This window comes from Dinghuibacter silviterrae (genome assembly GCF_004366355.1).
GTDB classification, from domain to species: domain Bacteria; phylum Bacteroidota; class Bacteroidia; order Chitinophagales; family Chitinophagaceae; genus Dinghuibacter; species Dinghuibacter silviterrae.
Genome location: NZ_SODV01000001.1, coordinates 2,678,102 through 2,697,178, shown reverse-complemented (window position 1 = coordinate 2,697,178; position 19,077 = coordinate 2,678,102). Strand labels below are relative to the sequence as shown.

Below are 19,077 nucleotides of genomic sequence, written 5' to 3'. Positions count from 1 at the left end.
AGTTTAAACCATATATTGCACCTGCGGCGTTCCAGGCATTGTTTTTGTTTGCAATCGATTACTGACCCCTTACCGGCTCTTATGCGTGTGATCCCTTTTGATTGGAAGCGTGTGATTCCCCACATCGTTGCCGTAGCCCTTTTTGTATCGATCGCTGTGGTGTATTGCGGGCCCTTGTTTACAGGCAAGGTGCTCAACCAGGCCGACGTCGCCGGTTGGATGGGCAGCGTACACCAGATGCAGCAGTACAAAGCCGCCCACGGCCACTTTCCCCTTTGGAACAACAGTATGTTTGGCGGCATGCCGGGGTACCAGACCGCCCTGGAGTCCCGGAACCTGCTTTCCCTGAGCTGGTTGCATTACTTTTTTACCTTATTTCTGCCGGCACCTGTTTCCTTTTTCTTCCTTCTTTGTATCTCCTTTTATTTCCTCACACAGGTCCTTCGGATCAATCCATGGATCGGAATACTGGCCGCCCTGGCATACGGCTATGCGAGCTTTAGCCCCATCCTCGTGGTGGCGGGCCACGAAACCGAGATCCAGGCGATGGGGTATGCCCCCTTTTTGCTGGGCGCCCTCCTGTTGCTGTACCAGGGACACTACCGATGGGGGACGTTTCTCGTCGCCCTGTTCTCCGGTCTTCTGGTGAGCCGGAACCATCCGCAGATCACCTATTATTTCCTCATTATTGCGGGTGCGCTGACACTGGCATTCGTGGTGCAGACGCTTCGGGCCCGGCGGTACAAACACGTGCTCGTGTGCCTTGCACTGGCGGCTGTGGCGGGCGCACTCGGTGCCCTCACCAACGCCACCAACCTGCTGACGACGTATGAATACAGCCAGGAAACGGCGCGGAGCACGGGGTTGCGGATGGAGGCCAGTCAAGGCGGCAATAGCTTCGACAAAAAAGGCCCCTCCCTCGACTACGCCTTCCAGTGGAGCTACGGCCAGGCTGAAACCATGACCCTGTTGGTGCCCGACGTCTACGGCGGCGCAAGCCAAACCCTGGGCAAGGATTCCCGGCTCGCCCGGGCCCTGGAGCGCGGACACCTGCCGGCCTGGGAATCCGACCAGTTCTTTACCGCCTTTAACGCCTATTGGGGAGACCAGCCGGACACCACGGGCCCGGTCTACCTGGGCGCGATCGTCTGCTTCCTGTTCCTGTTTGCCGCGGTGTATACCCGCAGCCTGCACCGGGTCTGGATCATCCCACTCACGGTGCTGGCTATCCTGATGGCCTGGGGCAAACACTTTGCGCCCTTCAATACGTTTCTTTTCCATCACCTCCCCTTCTACAACAAATTCAGGGCGCCGTCGATGATCCTTTACATCCCGCAACTGACCGTACCGCTCCTGGTCGCCCTGGGGTTGCAGCAGTTGTTTTTTGAAAAGGACCCGTCCCCACGCTCGCAGCGCCGCTTCCACCTGGCCTTGATCCTGACGGGCGCCGTTTTGCTGACGGGTGTCGCCCTTTACCTGGGCCTCGACTATCAAAGCGCCCGGGACATACAGCGCGACCAGTACCTGACCCAGATCAACAAGGTGGACCCGGTCATGGGTAAAAGCTTCCTGCAGGCCGCCACCGAGGACCGCCAGGACCTCTTTGGAAGCGACCTGCTCCGCTCGGCCCTGTTTATCGCGGGGGCGGCGCTTTGCCTGGGGCTGTTTATCCGCCGGCGGGTACGCGCGGACCGCATACGCGAGGGCAGCGAACCCGCGGACCGCGTACGCCCGGGCTTTGCCCTGGCGGGCCTGACCGTGCTGGTCTTTGTGGACCTGCTGCTCGTGGATACCCGCTACCTGGGCTACCACAGTTACCTCGACAAGGAAGAAGCGGCGACCAGCATCAGCCCGACCACCGCCAACCAGGAGATCAGCGCCGACACGGGTTACTACCGGGTACTCAACCTCAGCGAAGGGCTCAACAACGCTTTTCAGGAGTCCGAAACTTCCTATTTCCATAATTCTCTGGGAGGGTATCATCCCGCCAAGCTGGCGCTGATCGAGGACCTGATCACGTACCAATTGTCCAAACAGCCGGTCAACCAGGCTGTCCTGGACATGTTCAATACGAAGTACGTCATTGTGCCGCACCCGCTGTCGCCGGTATCCTTCTCCGAATCGTCCGCACCGGCCCGCGACCCTGTCGTCGTCCGGAATCCCGGTGCGCTGGGGGCCTGCTGGCTGGTACGCCGTCTGCACCCCGTGCCGGGTCCGGCCGAAGCCATGCGTGCGCTGGATCATTTTGATCCCATGGACAGTGCCCTGATCGAAGCCCCGGTCGCCGCACAACCACAGTACACCTCCGGAGACAGCATCCACCTCGTCTCCAACCAAAATGACGATATCTTTTACACCGCATCGGCAAAAGCGCCCGAATTTGCGGTGTTTAGCGAGATCTACTACCCCTTGGGCTGGAAAGCCTATATCGACGGACAGGAAGCCCCCATCCGCAAAGTGGACTATGCCCTCCGCGGGCTGGCCATTCCTCCGGGGCAACACGAGATCCACTTTGCCTTCCGGCCGGTGTCGTTTTATACGGGGGAAAAAATAGCGGCTTTCAGCACCTGGGTGATGCTGCTGCTGTTTGTGGGAACCCTGGCGGGTGAATACAGGCGGCGCAGACGCAACCTACTTTAAAAAAATTTCTTCTCTCGATTGATCCCAGTGGTTCTTGGCCATGTCCTGGTCGCGGGTGCCCCGTTCGAAGTCCCAGAAACGGGCCTCGGGGGAGGAACAGTGATACGTGATTTCGTGATTGTCGTGGTCTGTGGAATAAAGGGGCGCTCCGCAGACTTTACACTTGCTATCTGGGTGTAGCAAATCGATCGAACCCATAAAAAACGGTTTTGCTGCGGCAAAGTTAGGGACGAAATTGCAGGCATTTGTTAAGGGGGTACAAAAGTTGTATCTTCTGCTCATGCCTATGACTTTCAAACACCTGGTGAAGAGGACCTTGCGCGTGATGTTATGGATCCTGTCCGGGGTGCTTACGCTCTTGGTGGTGCTTTTTTTCCTGGTCCAGGTGCCGGCCGTCCAGCAATGGCTCGCCAAAAAGGCCGTCGCTTATCTCCACCGGAAACTGGGCACGGAAGTCCGGCTTGACAGGCTAAGGATTATTTTTCCCAAACAAATCGTACTGGAAGGGCTGTATCTCGGCGATGCGCGCGGAGACACGCTGTTATCGGCCGGGCGCATCCAGGTGGACTTGTCGATGTTGGGTCTTTTGCGCCACCGGATCGACGTCAGCTACCTCGCCCTTGACAGCATCCGGGCCAAGGTCTACCGCTTAAAAGGAGACACTGCCTTCAATTACGATTTTATCCTAAAGGCTTTTGCTTCCACCCCGGGTACGACGCGGACCAGCAGTGGCAAGGGCTTTACCTACACGCTGGGGACCCTGCGGCTGCGCCACATCGACGCCACCTACAACGACGCTTTGGGAGGCCTGGCGACGCACCTCGCGCTGGGCAACCTGGCACTTGCCGCCGGGCGTATCGATCCGGACCAGATGGTCTATGAGGTAAAATACCTCCGGATCGACAGCACGGGTTTTGCTTACGATGACGCACAACCGCGTGCGCAGAAGGGGGTGGACTATCACCACCTGGGGGTTGCGGGGCTGGCGTTGCAGACGGGCGCCGCGGGGTATGGCGCGGGCGCAACCGGGGACGGCGCGGGCACCACCGGGGACGACGCGGGCACCACCGGGGACGGCGCGGGCACCACCGGGGACGGCGCGGGCGCAGCCGGACGCGGCGCAGGCGCAGCACGCGACACGACCGGCATATATGCCGACATCCGGCGACTGGCCTTCAACGAACAGAGTGGGCTGACCCTAAAAAACCTATCGGCGAGGATCACGTACACGACAAAAGAGACGCACATAAAGGACCTGGTGCTCCAAACGGACCGGTCCGTCCTCCGGAACGAAACCGATGCCCGCTATCCGTCGATCGATACCCTCGCCCGTCACCCGGAGCTGCTGTACGTGGATACCCGCATGGATCGGAGCACGATCAGCGCACGCGACCTCTTGTTGTTCGCGCCGGCGCTGGAAGGGGGCGCGCCCGCGGGGGCGGCACCCGCGGGGACGATCCCCGCGGGGACGGCCCCGGCGAAGACGACCCCCGCGGGGACGGCCCCGGCGAGGACGGCCCCCGCGGGGCAGCCCTCCGCGCTGGCCGGTCTGCTCAAAGGCTCCATCTACCTGGACGGACAGATAAGGGGCAGCCTGGACAACCTGGTCACCCCGGGGTTGGAGGTCCGGGGGCTCCGGAAAACAACGGTCCGGCTAAGGGGTACCGTGTCCGGCCTGCCCGATGCCGCCAGGGCGATCTACGACGTCCAGGTCCTTCGACTGGTCACCGATTCGACGGACGTATACACGCTGGTGCCCCGCGGGGCGCTCCACGCCCGCCTCCCGCGGGACGTCTCGGCCACCGGGCGTTTCAAGGGGACGATCCGCGTCTTCCAGGGGCTGGTGGACGCGTCCACTTCCAACGGTGGCGTGAGGGTCGAAGGGACCATGAACCTGAATAACCATGCCTACCAGGCGAAGGTGGCCACCCGTGCGCTGGACGTGGGGTATTTTTTGGGGCAGGAAAAAAACGTGGGCCGGCTGACACTGACCGCCGACGCCCGGGGGCGGGGGTTTTCCTATCCCTCCTTTCAGACGGATGCGCACCTGCGCCTTACGGAGGGCATGATCCGGGGCTATACCTATACCAACCTTGGGCTGGACATTCGTTATGACAACGGCAAGGGCGTCCTTTACTCGGACATCGATGATCCGGCGGTCAAATACGCACTGGATGCGATGGTCGACGGCCCGGCCCTTCACCTTAACGTAAGACTCGACACCATCGATGCCACAGCGCTCCATCTGATAACCGATACCCTCCGGGCCAGCGGGCACCTGCGGGCCGACTTCGCCAGCATTAAACCGGATTCGCTGGAGGGGGCCCTGAACCTTCTGCAGGCGAACGTGTACGATGGCAGCCGCTACCTGCACGCGGACAGCATCGCCCTGGTGGCCCACCACCCGCTGGACCGCCACCCGATGGATAGCCCCCCATTGGACAGCCAGTACCTCCACCTGTATTCCGACGCGGCGGTCCTTGACCTGGACGGGCGGTACCGGCTGACGCAACTACCGGCAGCGCTCGAACAGACCCTCCGTCCGTACTATGCACTCCCGGGGATACGGGACACTACTTTTTCCCCCCAATCCTGGAACCTCGACGTCCTGGTCACGCCGACACCATTATTGCTGACGTTTGTGCCGGACCTTGCCGGGAGCGATACGATAGGATTGCATACGACATTTGACAGCCAAAGACATGACCTGCGGTTGTCGTTGGCAACGCCCGCGTTCCGCTATGGGTCCGATACCGTGAGGCACCTGAAAATAGACGCCGTGACCCGGCCGGAGCATCTGGACTATGAAGTAAATGCCGAACAAGCTATGGTAGGCGGCCAAAGCCTGAAGCTTCCGGTCATCCGCGGACGCGTGGAACACGATGCCCTGTACACCACAGCGCTCTTTCACGATGAAGAGGGCAAGGATTGGTACAGGCTTGCGGCCCGCATGGAAAAGGCCGGAAGCGTGTATTCCCTTTCGCTGAACCCGGACAGCCTCCTCCTCAACCACGAAGTTTGGTCGGTGAGCCCGAACAACCTTATTCGCTATGACTCCACGGGGCTGAACATCCATGACGTTGCGCTGAGCTACAAAGACCAGTCGCTCACGGCCAACAGCCAGGGGCCGGACATACACCTGCGGTTTGACCGCTTCCGCCTGTCCACCCTCACACAATTTACCGGCGGGGATACCGCCCTGGTCAGCGGCATACTGGATGGAGCGGCGGACGTCAACAAACGCGGGGTTTTCACGTCGGACCTTACGGTAAAGGACCTGGCGGTAAAGTCGGATACGCTGGGGAACCTGGGTGTGAACGTCAACAATGAGGTCGCGGCAACTTATGCGGCGGACGTCACGCTTCTGGGACGCGCCACCGACCTGGCGCTGAAGGGGACTTACGATACCGCGGGGAAAATGGACCTCGCCCTGAGCCTAAACGCCTTCGACCTGGCCGCGCTCGAACCCTTTGTCGCCGGTCAGCTGGACGACATCCGCGGGCAGTTGAAGGGAAGGATGCATATCACCGGAACGCCGTCGCGGTTTGTGCCGGACGGGCATCTTCATTTCGATAGCGCGGTGATCACGCCCCACCTGAGCGGGGAACCGCTCCGGCTTTCCCAGGACAACATCGAATTTGACGACACCGGGTTTAACTTCAGTAAGTTTTCGCTGACAGACTCGTCGGGAAACAAGGCCACGCTGGACGGGAACGTGTATACCACGGACTACCGGGCGATGCGGTTTGACCTGACCTGTCACGCGGGGAATTTCCGGCTGCTCAACGCGGCACCGGCAACGGACCGGATGTTTTACGGGAAACTCAACCTGGACGCGGTGGTGAACCTGAAGGGGGATCTGCAGACGCCAAAAATGGACGGGGACATACACATCAACCGGCGGACGGATTTTACCTATATCCTCCCGGAGAATGATCCGGAGGTGGTCAGCAGGGAGGGCGTGGTGCGGTTCGTGAGCCATAACGATACGCTCGTCAAAAAGGAGGAGCTGGCGACCCTGCAGGGCCTCAACATGAGCGCCAACATCGCTACCGACAGCATGGCCCATTTCACCATGATCATCGACCAGCGCAACGGGGATGCGTTAAAGATCAGGGGACGCGCCCACCTGAACTTCGGGCTGGACGAAAGCGGCAAGACCAGCCTTACGGGGGTGTATGAGGTCGATGCAGGGCAGTACAACCTAACGCTGCAACTCCTCAAACGGACCTTTTTGTTACAAAGGGGGAGCACCATCACCTGGACGGGCGACCCAATGTCGGCGCTGATCCACCTGGTGGCCACGTATTCCCTCCGGACCTCGCCCATCGACCTTGTCCAAAATGAAATATCCGGGCGGTCTGCCACGGACATTACCAAGTTCAAACAACGGCTTCCCTTTACCGTGTCGCTTCAGATGACGGGGGAGCTGCTCAAACCGGTCATTACCTTTGACGTGACCTTGCCGTCCAACCTGTCGCTTCAGTGGCCGGATGTGGAGACAAAATTATCGCAGGTCCGGGGGGATCCGTCTGAATTGAACAAACAGGTTTTTGCCTTGCTGCTGCTGGGCCGGTTTGTGGGCGACAATCCGCTGGAAAGCGGCGCGGGGAACACGACCGCGACACAGATGGCCTTCCAGAGCGCGAGCCAGCTCCTGTCGTCCCAGCTCAACCAGCTCGCCGCCAGCCTGGTGAAAGGTGTGGACCTCAACTTCGACCTTAACAACACCCAGGACTATTCCACGGGGCAGGAGCAGAACCAGACGGACCTGGCCGTTACGCTGTCCAAAAGCCTTTTCAACGACCGGGTCAAGGTCAACGTCGGCAGCGACTTCGAGCTGCAGGGGGCCTATCCCAACCAGAACGCCTCCAATATCGCGGGGGATGTGTCGGTCGACTACCAGCTGACCCGGGACGGGCGGTACCGGGTCAGGGCCTATAGGAAGAACCAGTACCAGGTGGTGGTGGAAGGGCAGGTGGTGGAAACGGGGGTGAGCTTTATCCTCACCCTTGACTACAATAAGTTCAGAGAGATCTACAAATGACGAAACAGATTATCCCGGCCGGGCTTCTGCTGCTCCTCGCGTGTGCTTGCAGCAATACCAAAAACCTCTATGAGGGGGGCACCGTCACGATCGAGGGAAAAGCAAACAAATCCCTCAAAACCGACCTGGAAAGCCTGCTCCGCCCCCTCCCCAATGCCAGCTTCCTGGGATGGAAGTACAAGCTTTGGGTCTACAACCTTGCGGGCACCCCCAAAAAGGACAAGGGATTCCGGCACTGGCTCAAATACAAGGTAGGTGAGGCTCCCGTGCTGGCGAGCGCGGCCATTTCCGGGAAGAACCGGGAAATCCTCCAGAACCGGCTCGTCAATAAAGGGTTCTTCTTTGACACGGTGCTCCTGGAAACAAAACCCCACAAAAAAGACCGGTTTATCGCCCGGGTCAGTCAACCCTATACGTACCGGCATATTGTTTACCCACAGGAGGACGACACGCTGGCACGGAGCATCGACCGCCTGGCGAGACGCTCGCTGCTAAAAACGGGAGACACCTACGACCTGGATGTTGTCAAAAACGAACGGACACGGATAGACGACCGGCTCAAACAAAGGGGTTTTTATTACTTCAGCCCCAACTACCTTCAGTTGGACGCGGACACGACGGTGGGCAACCGACAGATCGATGCGACGCTGCGCATCATCCCCTCCACTCCCGCCAAGGCGCGACAGATCTGGCATATCCATGACGTCGTCGTGTTTGCCAATTATGACATCAACACCGACACCAGCGACAAAAAGGACCTGGTGGACTATCACGGCTATAAGATCCTGGACACCGCGCACCTGTTCCGGCCCGTGATGTTTAGCCGGAACCTTGTCTTCAAACCGGGAGACGTGTACAACCGGAACGACCACAATTTGTCGCTGAACCGGCTGATCACGCTGGGGGTCTATAAATTCGTCAAGGCCCGGTTCGTGGAAGCGGATACGGCGGGTCCGGACCAGCTCAATGCTTTTTACTACCTGACGCCCCTCCCCAAAAAATCCCTCCAGTTCCAGGTGACGGGGCTGACGCGTTCGGACAATACCACCGGCGGACAGGTCTCGGTGACCTGGGCGAACAGGAACCTTTTCCGGGGCGCCGAATTGCTGACCGCCACGGTCTCCGCCGGTTTGGACGAACAGTTTTTGGGTGCGGGACAACAGGTCAGCACGCGCACTTTTGGGGCAACCCTGGATCTTTTCGTCCCCCGCTTTATCGCCCCGTTTACCGTAAAGACGAACAGCGCTTTTGTGCCACGGACCAAAATTGGCGTAGGGTACCAGATCTACGACGTGTCCAACGAATACAACCTGGCCTCGGCCCAGGCCAGCTTTGGCTATATCTTCAAAGAAACGCCGGTCAAAGAACACACGCTGAATATTTTTACCGTCAACTTCGTCAATCCCACCCACATCAGCGCTGCCTTCCAGCAGGAGCTGGACACCAACATCACACTGGCACGGAGCATCGAACGCCAGTTTATCATCGGTCCGAACTACAACTTCAATATCAATACCCGGGCCGTTCCCAACCGCCGCCGGAACAATTACTATTTTAACGCCGCGGTGGATGTGTCTGCCAATATCCTCGGACTCGCGACCGGCGCGGATGTCGCAAAGGGCAATGAAATAAAATTGGTGGGCACCCCGTTTTCCCAATACGACCGGTTCGAACTTGACCTGCGTCACTACCTCCGGCTGGGCACGGGCGAGCTGGCTTCCAGGATCACCGGTGGGGTGGGCATTGCCTGGGGCAACAGCACGACCATGCCTTTTATCAAGGAGTTTTTTGCCGGCGGAACCAATGACGTCCGGGCCTTTCATGCGCGGCAGCTGGGGCCGGGTTCGTACCTGGCGCCCGCAAAGACCGGTGTTATCCTGCCCGATCAACCGGGGGACGTCAAGCTGGAGGCCAACGCGGAGTACCGCTTCAAGATTTTTTCCATCCTGAGAGGGGCGCTTTTTGCGGATGCGGGGAATGTATGGACGCTTCGCGCCGACACTGCCCGGCCCGGGTCACAGTTCACCGGGGGATTCGCCCGCCAGATCGCGGTGGGGGTGGGCACGGGATTGCGTTTCGATGTAAAGATCCTCGTGTTGCGGGTGGACCTGGGCGTGCCCGTACGCCAGCCGTGGGATGGGCGGTGGGTCTTCCGCAATGTGGGGGATATTTCGAAGACGGTGTTGAACCTGGCGATCGGGTACCCGTTCTAAGGCGGGCGCCGCGCCGACGGACCAGTGGGCGCCGCCCCCGGCGGACCAAATAAATGCCGTATTTTGCGCACCCCGGCGGCCCGCGGGCCGCCCCATTATCAGCTATGAGCATACCCATCAGCGCGGAACAATCTTCCCAACTCCAGGAACTGTTGGCATACCTGCAGCAGCATTCCCCGTTTTACCGGGAGCTGCTGACAAAGCATGGAACGGACTTCGCCCGCATCCCCGTCACAACAAAGGAAGACCTGCAACAACGGGCGGACGATTTTTTGTGCGTACCCCGGTCAAAGATCATCGAATACACGTCCACCTCGGGCACGCTGGGCAGTCCCGTGATCGTTCCCCTCACGGAAAACGACCTCCTCCGGCTCGCGGACAATGAATACGGATCGTTCCGTTGCGCCGACGGCAGCGCCTCGGACGTCTACCAGTTGATGCTAACCCTGGACCGGCAGTTTATGGCGGGGATGGCGTACTATTCGGGGATCCGGAAACTCGGGGCGGGGATCATCCGGCTGGGTCCGGGTGTGCCCTCCCTGCAATGGGAAACCATCCGGCGGTTGAAGCCCACGGCTATCGTGGCGGTGCCGTCGTTTATCCTGAAGCTCATCCGCTATGCCGAAGAACACCGGATCGACCTGGCCGCCACCAGCGTCCGCAAAGCGATCTGCATAGGCGAGAACATCCGCAACGCCGACTTCACCCTCAACATCATCGGGCGCAAGATCAAGGAAGCCTGGGACATCGACCTATACTCCACCTACGCCTCCACCGAGATGCAAACCGCGTTTACGGAATGCGGTGAGGGACAGGGCGGGCACCTCCAGCCACACCTGCTGATCGCCGAGATCCTGGACGACAACGATCAACCCGTCGGGCCTCGTACACCCGGCGAGCTCACGATCACGACCCTGGGGGTCGAAGCCATGCCCCTGCTCCGCTACAAGACCGGGGATGTGTGTATGTACTTCGAAGAGCCCTGTGCCTGCGGGCGGACCAGCATCCGTCTCAGCCCGATCCTCGGACGACGCAAACAAATGATCAAGTTCAAGGGGACGACCCTTTACCCGCCCGCGCTGTTTGATCTTCTTAACGAGATGGAAGAAGTCGTCGATTTCGTAGTGGAAGTCTATGCGAACGAACTGGGGTTGGACGAGGTCTTGCTCCACGTCCTGCCGGCGGCCGATACGGAGGAGTGCCACGGCAAGATCCGCGCCTATCTCCAGGCGCGTTTGCGCGTCAGCCCGCACGTCCGCTTTGTGGCCGCGCCGGAGTTGCAGAAGATGCAGTTTCCGGAGACGTCGCGGAAAATCGTTAAGTTTATCGATAAACGATGAGATACCTTTTTGTTGCCTTACTTCTGATCTCCTGCGGACGGCGCGAAGGTGTCGTGCGTATCGCGCAATGCCCGTACCGGCCCGGCGATACGGCCGCGGAATGGCCGGCCCATGTACAAAGTGATTATATCTATACGTATTATATAAGCCCGGACAGTATCTTAAGAATGGATGACACCGTCATGGCTACGTACCGAACGGTCGTGACGCAGTCAGTTAAAAACGCCTCGCTGACCACCACCCTTTTTGCAAGGATGCTGCATCCCGCTTATGTAATCGGCAGGACGACCCGGACCGTATATACTTTTCCCATCAGCGACGACACGTTATTGCGCCGGCAATTGCCCCTGGCCGAAGCAACCTTCGAACTCTTTTACAGGGTGACCGACAGCAATGCCCTTGACGTGACTCACCTGGAAAAAACGCCCACGGTAACGATCGCGGGCAAACCCTGCATCAAAGGAGAAGGCATTTCCAAAGACAGCGCCCGGATCACCTTTTTTTTCACAAAGGAAGCGACGGGCATCGAATCCCCGCTGAACCGTTTCGTCAGGGACTTTCCTTACGAGGTCATGAGTATAAAGTTTCCGGTTCCCTGGACCATGCCGGACGGTTCCATGTCGACGGGATCGGTGGTCTTTCAGGTCACGGACATCCGGGACACGACGCTGGATAATGCGCTTTTTACGATAAGAAAGTAGCTATTTCGTCCGGTGCTTCTCGATGTAATCCACCATGGTATTTACATCCACGAGGACCTTGCGCCCCTCTTTGGGGTCGTTGATGGAAATCCCGTATTCCCGGTGCAAGAGCACGATCAGTTCCAGGGAGTCGATGGAATCAAGCCCGAGGCCTTCGCCGAAGAGCGGCTCATCGTCCTTGATGTCCCCGGGTTGGACGGACGTCAGGTTCAAAAAGGATACAATCTGTTCTTTTACGGTTTGTTTCAGCTGATCGCTCATATTAGATTTTTTCGCCGGAGCCCCCACCATGTTATGGCTTGAAGGACGAGGGTTACGGCGGTTAAAGGTATAATATTTACCCAAACATCCCGGAGTTTACCGCCATCCAGGAACAGGCTATAGTAGGCCTCCAGGCACCAATGCAGGGGGGATACGTTCATGAACGCCTTGAGGGCGTCGGGCAAAATAAAACTGGGTACCATCAACCCGCCGATCACCGCCAGGATGATGACGGACACGGCCCCAAAGCCGTTGGATTGTTCCGGGGTGGCGGCAAAAACCCCCACGCAGATGGCGTAGCTGACGGCGCACCAGCCGCACAGCAAAGTGACCACGAAAAGCGCGCCGACGTCTTGCGGCAGGTGCAATGCGGGGAGCGAAAACAAGGGAAACACCCAACGCCCCATCGCAAAAATGAGCGCCGCCTGTACCAGCGTCACCCCCAGGTACGTGAGCTGCTTGGAGAGCAGGGCCACGGCATAGCTGGTCGGCAAGGTCTTGAGGCGGATGAAACTCCCGCTTTCTTTTTCCCTCACCATACTGCCGCCCAGGGACATCACGATAAAGAACATCGCGAACAGCGTCCAGGCGGGCACGTTGTGCTGGGCGGCATTCAAAGGTCCGCGGACGCCGGAGACCACCACCTCTTGCAGCCCCACGGAGCCGTTGAGCAGCGCCCGTTCCAGCGAATCGGGCATGGGCTTGTTGTTGATCGACTGGAAGACCTCCCGGAGGACGAGGCGGCTTTCGAGGGACTGAAGGGCGCCGCTGATGCCGCTGGAGACGGAGCGGCGGATGGCGCCCTGGAGGACGGGGCTTACAAAGATCGAGACGGGAGGGGCTCCCTTGGCGGAAGCGGTGTCGCCTTCCAGGCCGAAAGAGTGCAGGGCCTTGCCCGCGAGGGCATGGGCCGTGGCTTGTAGCGCGTCCGAAAACCGGGCGGGGATCTCGATCCCGACCGTCGCCTCTTTGGCATGCACGTGTCCGGCGACGTCGCCCGCGACAAATTTCGGTTCGAACATTCCTGAGGACGTCAGGGCAGACAAAAACGCGCGGCTCACCGCACCGGTATCCCTATTGCATACGAGCAGCGGCATCTTCCCCGACCCCGTCGCTTCGAAGGCGGCGTTTTGGATGGCAGTGACGATGAGCACGAGCACAAGCGGCATCCCGAACATGAGGAGGATCCCGATCCTGTCCCGGAGCATGATCCGGGCATCTTTTTGTATCGTAGCCCAGAGCCTATACATCGCGATACGCTTTTCCGGTGAGTTCCAGGTAAAGACCCCGGAGGTCTTCTTTTTTATGTTCGGCCAATAAGGTGTGCACCGCCCCTTCGGCGAGAATAGCCCCCTGGTCGATCAGGGCGATGGTCTGGCAAAGCCGTTCCGCCTCGTCGAGCTGGTGGCTCGTATAGACCAGGGTCGTGCCGCGGGTGTTAAGCGTTTCGAGATAGTGCATGATCGCGTACGCCGTTTGTACGTCGACCCCCACGGTGGGTTCGTCGAGGAAAAGAAGGCGTGGTTCGTGGATGACGCCTATGGCGAGGTTCAACCGGCGCTTCATTCCTCCGGAAAATTGACGCGCGGGCTGGTGACGGACGTCTGACAGCCCAAGGACATCCAGTAAATGAGTGGCGCGGCGGCGGGTTTCCCTGGCCGATAACCCGTACCAGGCCCCATAAAATTCGAGGTTTTGCCAGGGGCTGAGTTCCATGTAAAACGAGAAATCCTGGGGCACGAAGCCAAAAAGAGACCGGGTCCCGCGACCGGCCTCCCGGCCGAACAGTTGGATACTGCCTTCTTTATACGAGAGCAGGCCCGTCATCAGGTTCATCAACGTCGTTTTGCCGGCGCCGTTGGGGCCGAAGAGGCCGAAGCGACGGCCCTCGGGGACGCGCAGGGAGAGGCCGGTAAACACCGGGCGTTCCGCGCGAGGATAGCGGAAGTTCAGGCCGCTGATGTCGATGGCGGAGGCGCCAGATGTCACGGAGACGGATGTCATGGGGCCGCCCATTTGATGTTTGCCAACGCCCGAAAAGCCTCTTCCTCTATATCCGCAATCTCCATCAAATAATCCGCCATCTTGTCAAAGTCTTCCTGGCTCCCCAACCGCCCCTTGTAGATCCCCGCCGCCTGGACCGCGGCGGTCCGCCAGAGGTCGCCCGCGCGGGTAAACATGGCCGATATGGACGGGAGCGACGGGTGAGGCGTATACGCCATGGCTTCCTGTAGAAAAGCCGCATACATATAGCGGAAGCCACCGCCGCCGGTACCGATTTCTTCCTGCATCCGGACAAGCTGGGCCAGGTACAGGCCGGCGTCGTGAAGACCGAGCTTGTCCCGCCACTTCCGGATGCGACGCGCCGTATAACGGATGCCGCTTATTCCCGCGATAGGACCGGGGATGTGCAACATCGCAAAAGCATTGTTTTTGATCCCCTTTCGGATCGCCCGTGCGATCTGTTCGTCCGTCACCTGGTGTCCGCCCACGGGATAGTAGAGCTGTCCTTTGGGCGCCAGGGCGCCCTTGGCAAAGCGCACCCTTTCCAATTCATACGCACTCAGGGAGGTCGTCGTTTCCATCACGGGATCGCTGACCAGGTAGCGGTCTTCTTCGCGACCGAACACTACGATATTATGCGCGTTAAAATGGAAGCGATATTCCTTTGGGAAGTAGGTCAGGTAATACACCCCCACCTGGCAACCGACGGGCTGACCGGCGGCAAGCTGCTGATCCAGGGCCCTGGCGGCTTCCTCGCGGCTTCCGAACTTCCGGCGTACCACGGGTATCCCCAGCGCCTTGCACACGCGTTTGAAGATAAGCCCCGGCATGACCCGGAAGGCAATCGCAGGCCCGTTCGAGATCTTGATAAAAGGGATGTAGATATAAAACAAGCCGGCGCCTATGCCCAATGCCAGGGGCTCGGTGATCTTGTCGATGCCGATATGGTGCATCAGCCCCGTCGTCACACCCGTTTCACAGTGCGCCGACTGCAGGTGATGAAATTCAGTCTTCATGAAAGGTCATACTTTTTAGGTCCTCCACGCTGACGGCAAAAGCCTCGGCGTACCGGGTCAGCCGGCGGGGAGACAGACGCGCAAACCCTTTTGCGGTCAGGTCCTTTTTGATGCGCCACTTCCAAAAGCCGGTATACGCAACCAGCGTGGGCATGTCCATGAGGCGCCTTTCCATAAAAAAAAGAAGCGGGCTGGCCTCCCCGGCAAGGACCTTTTCGCGGGCCTTGGCCACGCGTTCTTCGATCTCGTGCCAGGCGGTGTCGAGGGCATCTGTCTTCACCGACCAGCCGGTGCTGAGTTCCGTGACATACTTGCCCTCCTTGTCGGTGGCATAGCATACCTCCCGGGTCATCTTGCCCAGGGCGCCGTTGTCCTGTGGAACGTCTTCCTGTTTCATATTATACGACGGTTAACATCGCGAACATATAAGAGAACCGCGCGCTCTCGGGGACGAGTAACAACAAACGCTCTCCTTTTTTCAATTTGCCTGAGTGCAGCAACTCGTGTACCATGAGGTAAATGGAGGCCGCACCCACGTTCCCCAGCCGGCTCAGGTTCATGAACCATTTCTCGTAGGGAATTCCCCGTCCCAGCACTTCCATCACCTCGAATATTTTAGACTTGAAGAACTCACTGGAGATGTGGGGCAGGAACCAGTCCACGTCGTCCACGGTGAGGCCGCGGCGTTCGAAGATTTCTTTGACCTTGCGGCCGCCCAGGGGTACGATGTTGTCGCTCAGCAAACCGATGTCCTGTTTGACGCTAAACACCGACTCGTGGATCAGTCCTTCCGAATCGTACAGCTTAAAGCCTTTGAAATGGCCTTCCTCGTCCTTTTCGCCCCCCTGGTACATACAGGTATCCATCTCGCCGGCATAAGACACGCCGTCGATCCAATCCAGCCGCAGGCTCAAACCGGTCGCCGCCGGTTTATCTTCCAGCAGGAACGCTCCTGCGCCATCGGACAACATCCAGCGGAGGAACTCTTTCTTAAAAGCGACATACGGGTTTTCGTGAAGATCGATCAAGTGTTGCACCTCTTCCTCGAACACCCCGGAACGCATGACCAGGCTCATCAGTTCCGAACCGGAGCTGACCGCGCGGTGCGCTTCCCCGGAACGGATCGACAGGTAGGCATATTTTAGCGCGTGCATCCCGGCACAGCAATTGCCCGCGGGGGAAATCACCTCGATCGCGCCCAGTTCGGGCAGACAGCCGTGCACCATGACACCATGGGAGGGCATGAGCTGGTCGGGAGAGGACGTACCCGATGTCATGACATCGATCTTGGTCATCCCCGAAGGGTCATCCTTGAACAGGCCCCGGATGGCTTCCGCGGCGAGCTCGGCGTTGGTGTGCGTGGGTTCGCCTCCTTTTTTCAGGGCATAGTAACGGGTCTCGATGCCATTGTTCCGCAAAACGATCTTTCTGGATTTCGACGGCTTGCCGTTGATAAAACCCAGGTAATCCTCCATCTCTTCGCTGGGTACGGGATTATTTGGTAGGAAAATTGACGTGCCGGTAATATATACTGGGCTTAGGGACATGCATTGTTTAGTTTAGATATAGATAATGGTTCTGGGTGGCGGATACTTTCTTATGGAACAAAGGCCTTATGATCAATTGAGTAATTACGTATACCAGCGGCCCCAGCAGGAAAAGGGCGACCATGATGTACCACTTGAACGCGACAAGCCAGGGTTTCCGGTTTTTCCGGCGGACGATGAGGTTGGCCCAGATGCCAAAAATCCGCGCCCCGTTGCGTTCGATAAAAAAGAGGTGCGGTTTTATTTCTACCGCCCCCGCCGCGACCAGGGCGGGTTGCAGCGCTTCCCAGCGATCTTCTTGAAGCGCCGGAACGATCAGGCGCCCATAGTCCTCCATGCGTGCAATATCGGTCTCGGAAACACCCGGAAGCGGAAAAAAGTTCAGGTAGCGTGTTTTCGCCCCACCAAAAAGCCAGTGCATGATGGTGAGCAGGCTCACCAGGTTGGGATGCCGGTCGACAAGCGCGATGTTCCCTACGAGCCGTGCACCTTTTTCTTCCAGCGCCGACCTGAGCCGGATAAATGCGCCTATCCACATGTTCCGGCAACCCGTCACCGTGACGACGGGTGTTCCGTTCAACACGGACTGGAAAGCGGGACTATGCAGTAACGTATTGACCGGTATCGACGGGGAAAGAAACCAGGGCTGGTACCCAAACACAATCAAATCGTAGCGCTCTGCCCCCAAGGAGAACGGCTCCAGGCTGCCAGGCACGCTCAACACGCAGTCCGGCATCAGGCTAAAGAACTGTTGGGAGGTCCAGGGAAAAGGATAATCCGGCCGGGCGCGGAGCACCACCGTGTCCACCGTGACCCCGGCTGCGGAAAGCGGTGCCGTGCACCGAGCCATAATATCACCCAATTGTCCCGTCTGTGAATAATAGATCGCTAAAACTCTTTTTGGCATGGGAAGATTATTGGTTATCCAGCTTCAACACATGGGACTGCTGGCTGTACGCCCTGATCGCGTCTTGTACTACGGAGGTCAATTGCTTGAAATGACGGCTAACATACACATTATCACGGTCCAGGTCCGAATGATAGCCCAGAAAGTGCGGCGCATTTTCCTGGATACAAAGCCTCAAAAAACGAAACTCGACATTGGTGCTGTCCGCCCTGATCGCGGCCTCCAGCTTCTTACCACCGGCTTTGAAGTCGCTCAGCTTGTCTGCTACATTCGAACGTTTCCCTGCCTTGCGCATCAGCAACGCCCCCTCGAAACCCTCTTTCCCCGGAAAGTCGATGCTCCTGATGTTGTCCAACTCCTGGTCGATCTGCTGTAGGTTGCCTTTGGCGAACACTGCGTAATACCCGGCCCGGTCCAGGTCTCCGGAGGTCGTGCCGAGGATAGATAGCAGTATTAGAACTATTCTTAATATCATTCATCAATAGCGCTTGTCGCGGCAGCGGCCTAAATTGTCCGCTTAGGCCGCTGCCGCGACATTTATCGGGCGAATTTACTTAACTTTTCCGTTATTTTGTTGGCCCGAATATGACGTATCAACAACCCTTTACCGATGAGTGGGGCATAATTCTAGGAGGTTCCAGCGGTTTTGGCCTGGCCACGCTGGAGAAGCTGGCGGCATCGGGCATGAACGTGGCCGTTCTTTACAGGGAAACGGCGGCGGCGGACAGGAAGATCAGGGAAAAACTGGATAAACTTTCTACCGAACATCAAGTCGAACTCCTTCCGTATAACACCAACGCCCTTGACGAAGAGAGCAGGCGGGGTTTCATCCGTACTTTTGCCGCCGAAAGAGGCGGCCGTGCGGTCGTAAGGCTGCTGTTGCATTCCATCGCCAGGGGGAATTTAAAACCCCTCGTCACGGGCGATGGGGAAAATGTCCTCTCCCATGAAGACCTGGCGGTGACCACGTACGCCATGTCCACGAGCTTGCTAGACTGGACCAGGGACCTGGTACACGAGGGATTGTTCGTGCCGGAAGGGAGGGTGATCGGTTTGACGAGCGGGGGCGCCCACCGTTACTGGGACGGATACGGCGCGGTGTCGATGGCCAAATCCTCCCTGGAAAGCCTCTCCATCTACATGGCGGTGGAGTTTGCGAAATACGGTTTAAGGACAAACCTCATACAGGCGGGGATTACGGCAACCCCTTCCCTGGAAAGGATACCGGGTAGCGAACAACTGCTCGAACACGCCGCCCGGAGAAATCCGCTGGGACGCATGACCGGCACGGCGGATGTGGCCAACGCTATATACCTGCTCTGTACGAAAGAAGCCGCCTGGATCAACGGCGCGCTTCTGCACGTAGACGGCGGAGAACATTGTCTGTAATTCAACCCATGC

The 19,077-nt window shown here is 58.6% G+C and carries 15 protein-coding genes; 6 read left to right on the top strand and 9 right to left on the bottom strand.

Features of this window, described 5'->3' with window-relative positions; genetic code table 11:
• Nucleotides 1-81 precede the first annotated feature (81 nt).
• Nucleotides 82-2,640, top strand: coding sequence for a YfhO family protein (locus tag EDB95_RS11815; RefSeq protein ID WP_133993828.1), 2,559 nt, complete (start codon nucleotides 82-84; stop codon nucleotides 2,638-2,640).
• Here EDB95_RS11815 and EDB95_RS11810 read toward each other — a convergent pair.
• Complete coding sequence (locus EDB95_RS11810; protein ID WP_133993826.1) at nucleotides 2,632-2,838, bottom strand: hypothetical protein; 207 nt, start codon at nucleotides 2,836-2,838, stop codon at nucleotides 2,632-2,634. The genes EDB95_RS11815 and EDB95_RS11810 overlap by 9 nt on opposite strands.
• An 82-nt stretch (nucleotides 2,839-2,920) precedes the next feature.
• Here EDB95_RS11810 and EDB95_RS11805 point away from each other — a divergent pair, with 82 nt between their 5' ends.
• From EDB95_RS11805 to EDB95_RS11790, 4 genes are all read left to right on the top strand, one after another.
• The gene (locus EDB95_RS11805) at nucleotides 2,921-7,687 is read left to right on the top strand and encodes a translocation/assembly module TamB domain-containing protein (protein WP_133993824.1); all 4,767 of its coding nucleotides are present in this window, start codon (nucleotides 2,921-2,923) and stop codon (nucleotides 7,685-7,687) included.
• Complete coding sequence (tamL, locus tag EDB95_RS11800; protein WP_133993822.1) at nucleotides 7,684-9,900, top strand: translocation and assembly module lipoprotein TamL; 2,217 nt, start codon at nucleotides 7,684-7,686, stop codon at nucleotides 9,898-9,900. Before EDB95_RS11805 ends, tamL begins: the two co-directional genes overlap by 4 nt.
• 104 nt (nucleotides 9,901-10,004) lie before the next feature.
• On the top strand, nucleotides 10,005-11,240 hold the full coding sequence (locus EDB95_RS11795; RefSeq protein ID WP_133993820.1) for a phenylacetate--CoA ligase family protein: 1,236 nt from the start codon (nucleotides 10,005-10,007) through the stop codon (nucleotides 11,238-11,240).
• Nucleotides 11,237-11,941 (top strand): hypothetical protein, encoded by a 705-nt coding sequence (locus tag EDB95_RS11790; protein WP_133993818.1) that lies wholly within the window; start codon nucleotides 11,237-11,239, stop codon nucleotides 11,939-11,941. Before EDB95_RS11795 ends, EDB95_RS11790 begins: the two co-directional genes overlap by 4 nt.
• Here EDB95_RS11790 and EDB95_RS11785 read toward each other — a convergent pair whose 3' ends face one another.
• From EDB95_RS11785 to EDB95_RS11750, 8 genes are all read right to left on the bottom strand, one after another.
• Nucleotides 11,942-12,202, bottom strand: coding sequence for a phosphopantetheine-binding protein (locus EDB95_RS11785; protein ID WP_133993816.1), 261 nt, complete (start codon nucleotides 12,200-12,202; stop codon nucleotides 11,942-11,944).
• Nucleotides 12,199-13,452: an ABC transporter permease gene (locus tag EDB95_RS11780; protein ID WP_133993814.1), complete on the bottom strand. Its 1,254-nt coding sequence runs from the start codon at nucleotides 13,450-13,452 to the stop codon at nucleotides 12,199-12,201. Before EDB95_RS11780 ends, EDB95_RS11785 begins: the two co-directional genes overlap by 4 nt.
• On the bottom strand, nucleotides 13,445-14,206 hold the full coding sequence (locus EDB95_RS11775; RefSeq protein ID WP_133993812.1) for an ABC transporter ATP-binding protein: 762 nt from the start codon (nucleotides 14,204-14,206) through the stop codon (nucleotides 13,445-13,447). Before EDB95_RS11775 ends, EDB95_RS11780 begins: the two co-directional genes overlap by 8 nt.
• The gene (locus EDB95_RS11770) at nucleotides 14,203-15,222 is read right to left on the bottom strand and encodes a BtrH N-terminal domain-containing protein (RefSeq protein WP_133993810.1); all 1,020 of its coding nucleotides are present in this window, start codon (nucleotides 15,220-15,222) and stop codon (nucleotides 14,203-14,205) included. The genes EDB95_RS11775 and EDB95_RS11770 overlap by 4 nt, the downstream gene beginning before the upstream one ends.
• Nucleotides 15,212-15,619 carry a hypothetical protein gene (locus EDB95_RS11765; RefSeq protein ID WP_133993808.1) on the bottom strand — a complete coding sequence of 136 codons (408 nt, stop codon included), beginning with the start codon at nucleotides 15,617-15,619 and terminating at the stop codon, nucleotides 15,212-15,214. The genes EDB95_RS11770 and EDB95_RS11765 overlap by 11 nt, the downstream gene beginning before the upstream one ends.
• 1 nt (nucleotide 15,620) lies before the next feature.
• On the bottom strand, nucleotides 15,621-16,769 hold the full coding sequence (locus tag EDB95_RS11760) for a beta-ketoacyl-ACP synthase III (RefSeq protein WP_133993806.1): 1,149 nt from the start codon (nucleotides 16,767-16,769) through the stop codon (nucleotides 15,621-15,623).
• Nucleotides 16,770-16,776: 7 nt separating this feature from the next.
• On the bottom strand, nucleotides 16,777-17,619 hold the full coding sequence (locus tag EDB95_RS11755) for a hypothetical protein (protein ID WP_133993804.1): 843 nt from the start codon (nucleotides 17,617-17,619) through the stop codon (nucleotides 16,777-16,779).
• Nucleotides 17,620-17,683: 64 nt separating this feature from the next.
• A complete protein-coding gene (locus tag EDB95_RS11750) occupies nucleotides 17,684-18,151 on the bottom strand; it encodes a hypothetical protein (RefSeq protein ID WP_133993802.1) in 468 nt (155 codons plus the stop codon).
• A 110-nt stretch (nucleotides 18,152-18,261) separates the two neighbouring features.
• On the opposite strand from EDB95_RS11750, the gene EDB95_RS11745 reads away from it, so the two are divergent.
• On the top strand, nucleotides 18,262-19,065 hold the full coding sequence (locus tag EDB95_RS11745; protein WP_133993800.1) for an SDR family oxidoreductase: 804 nt from the start codon (nucleotides 18,262-18,264) through the stop codon (nucleotides 19,063-19,065).
• Nucleotides 19,066-19,077 lie beyond the last annotated feature (12 nt).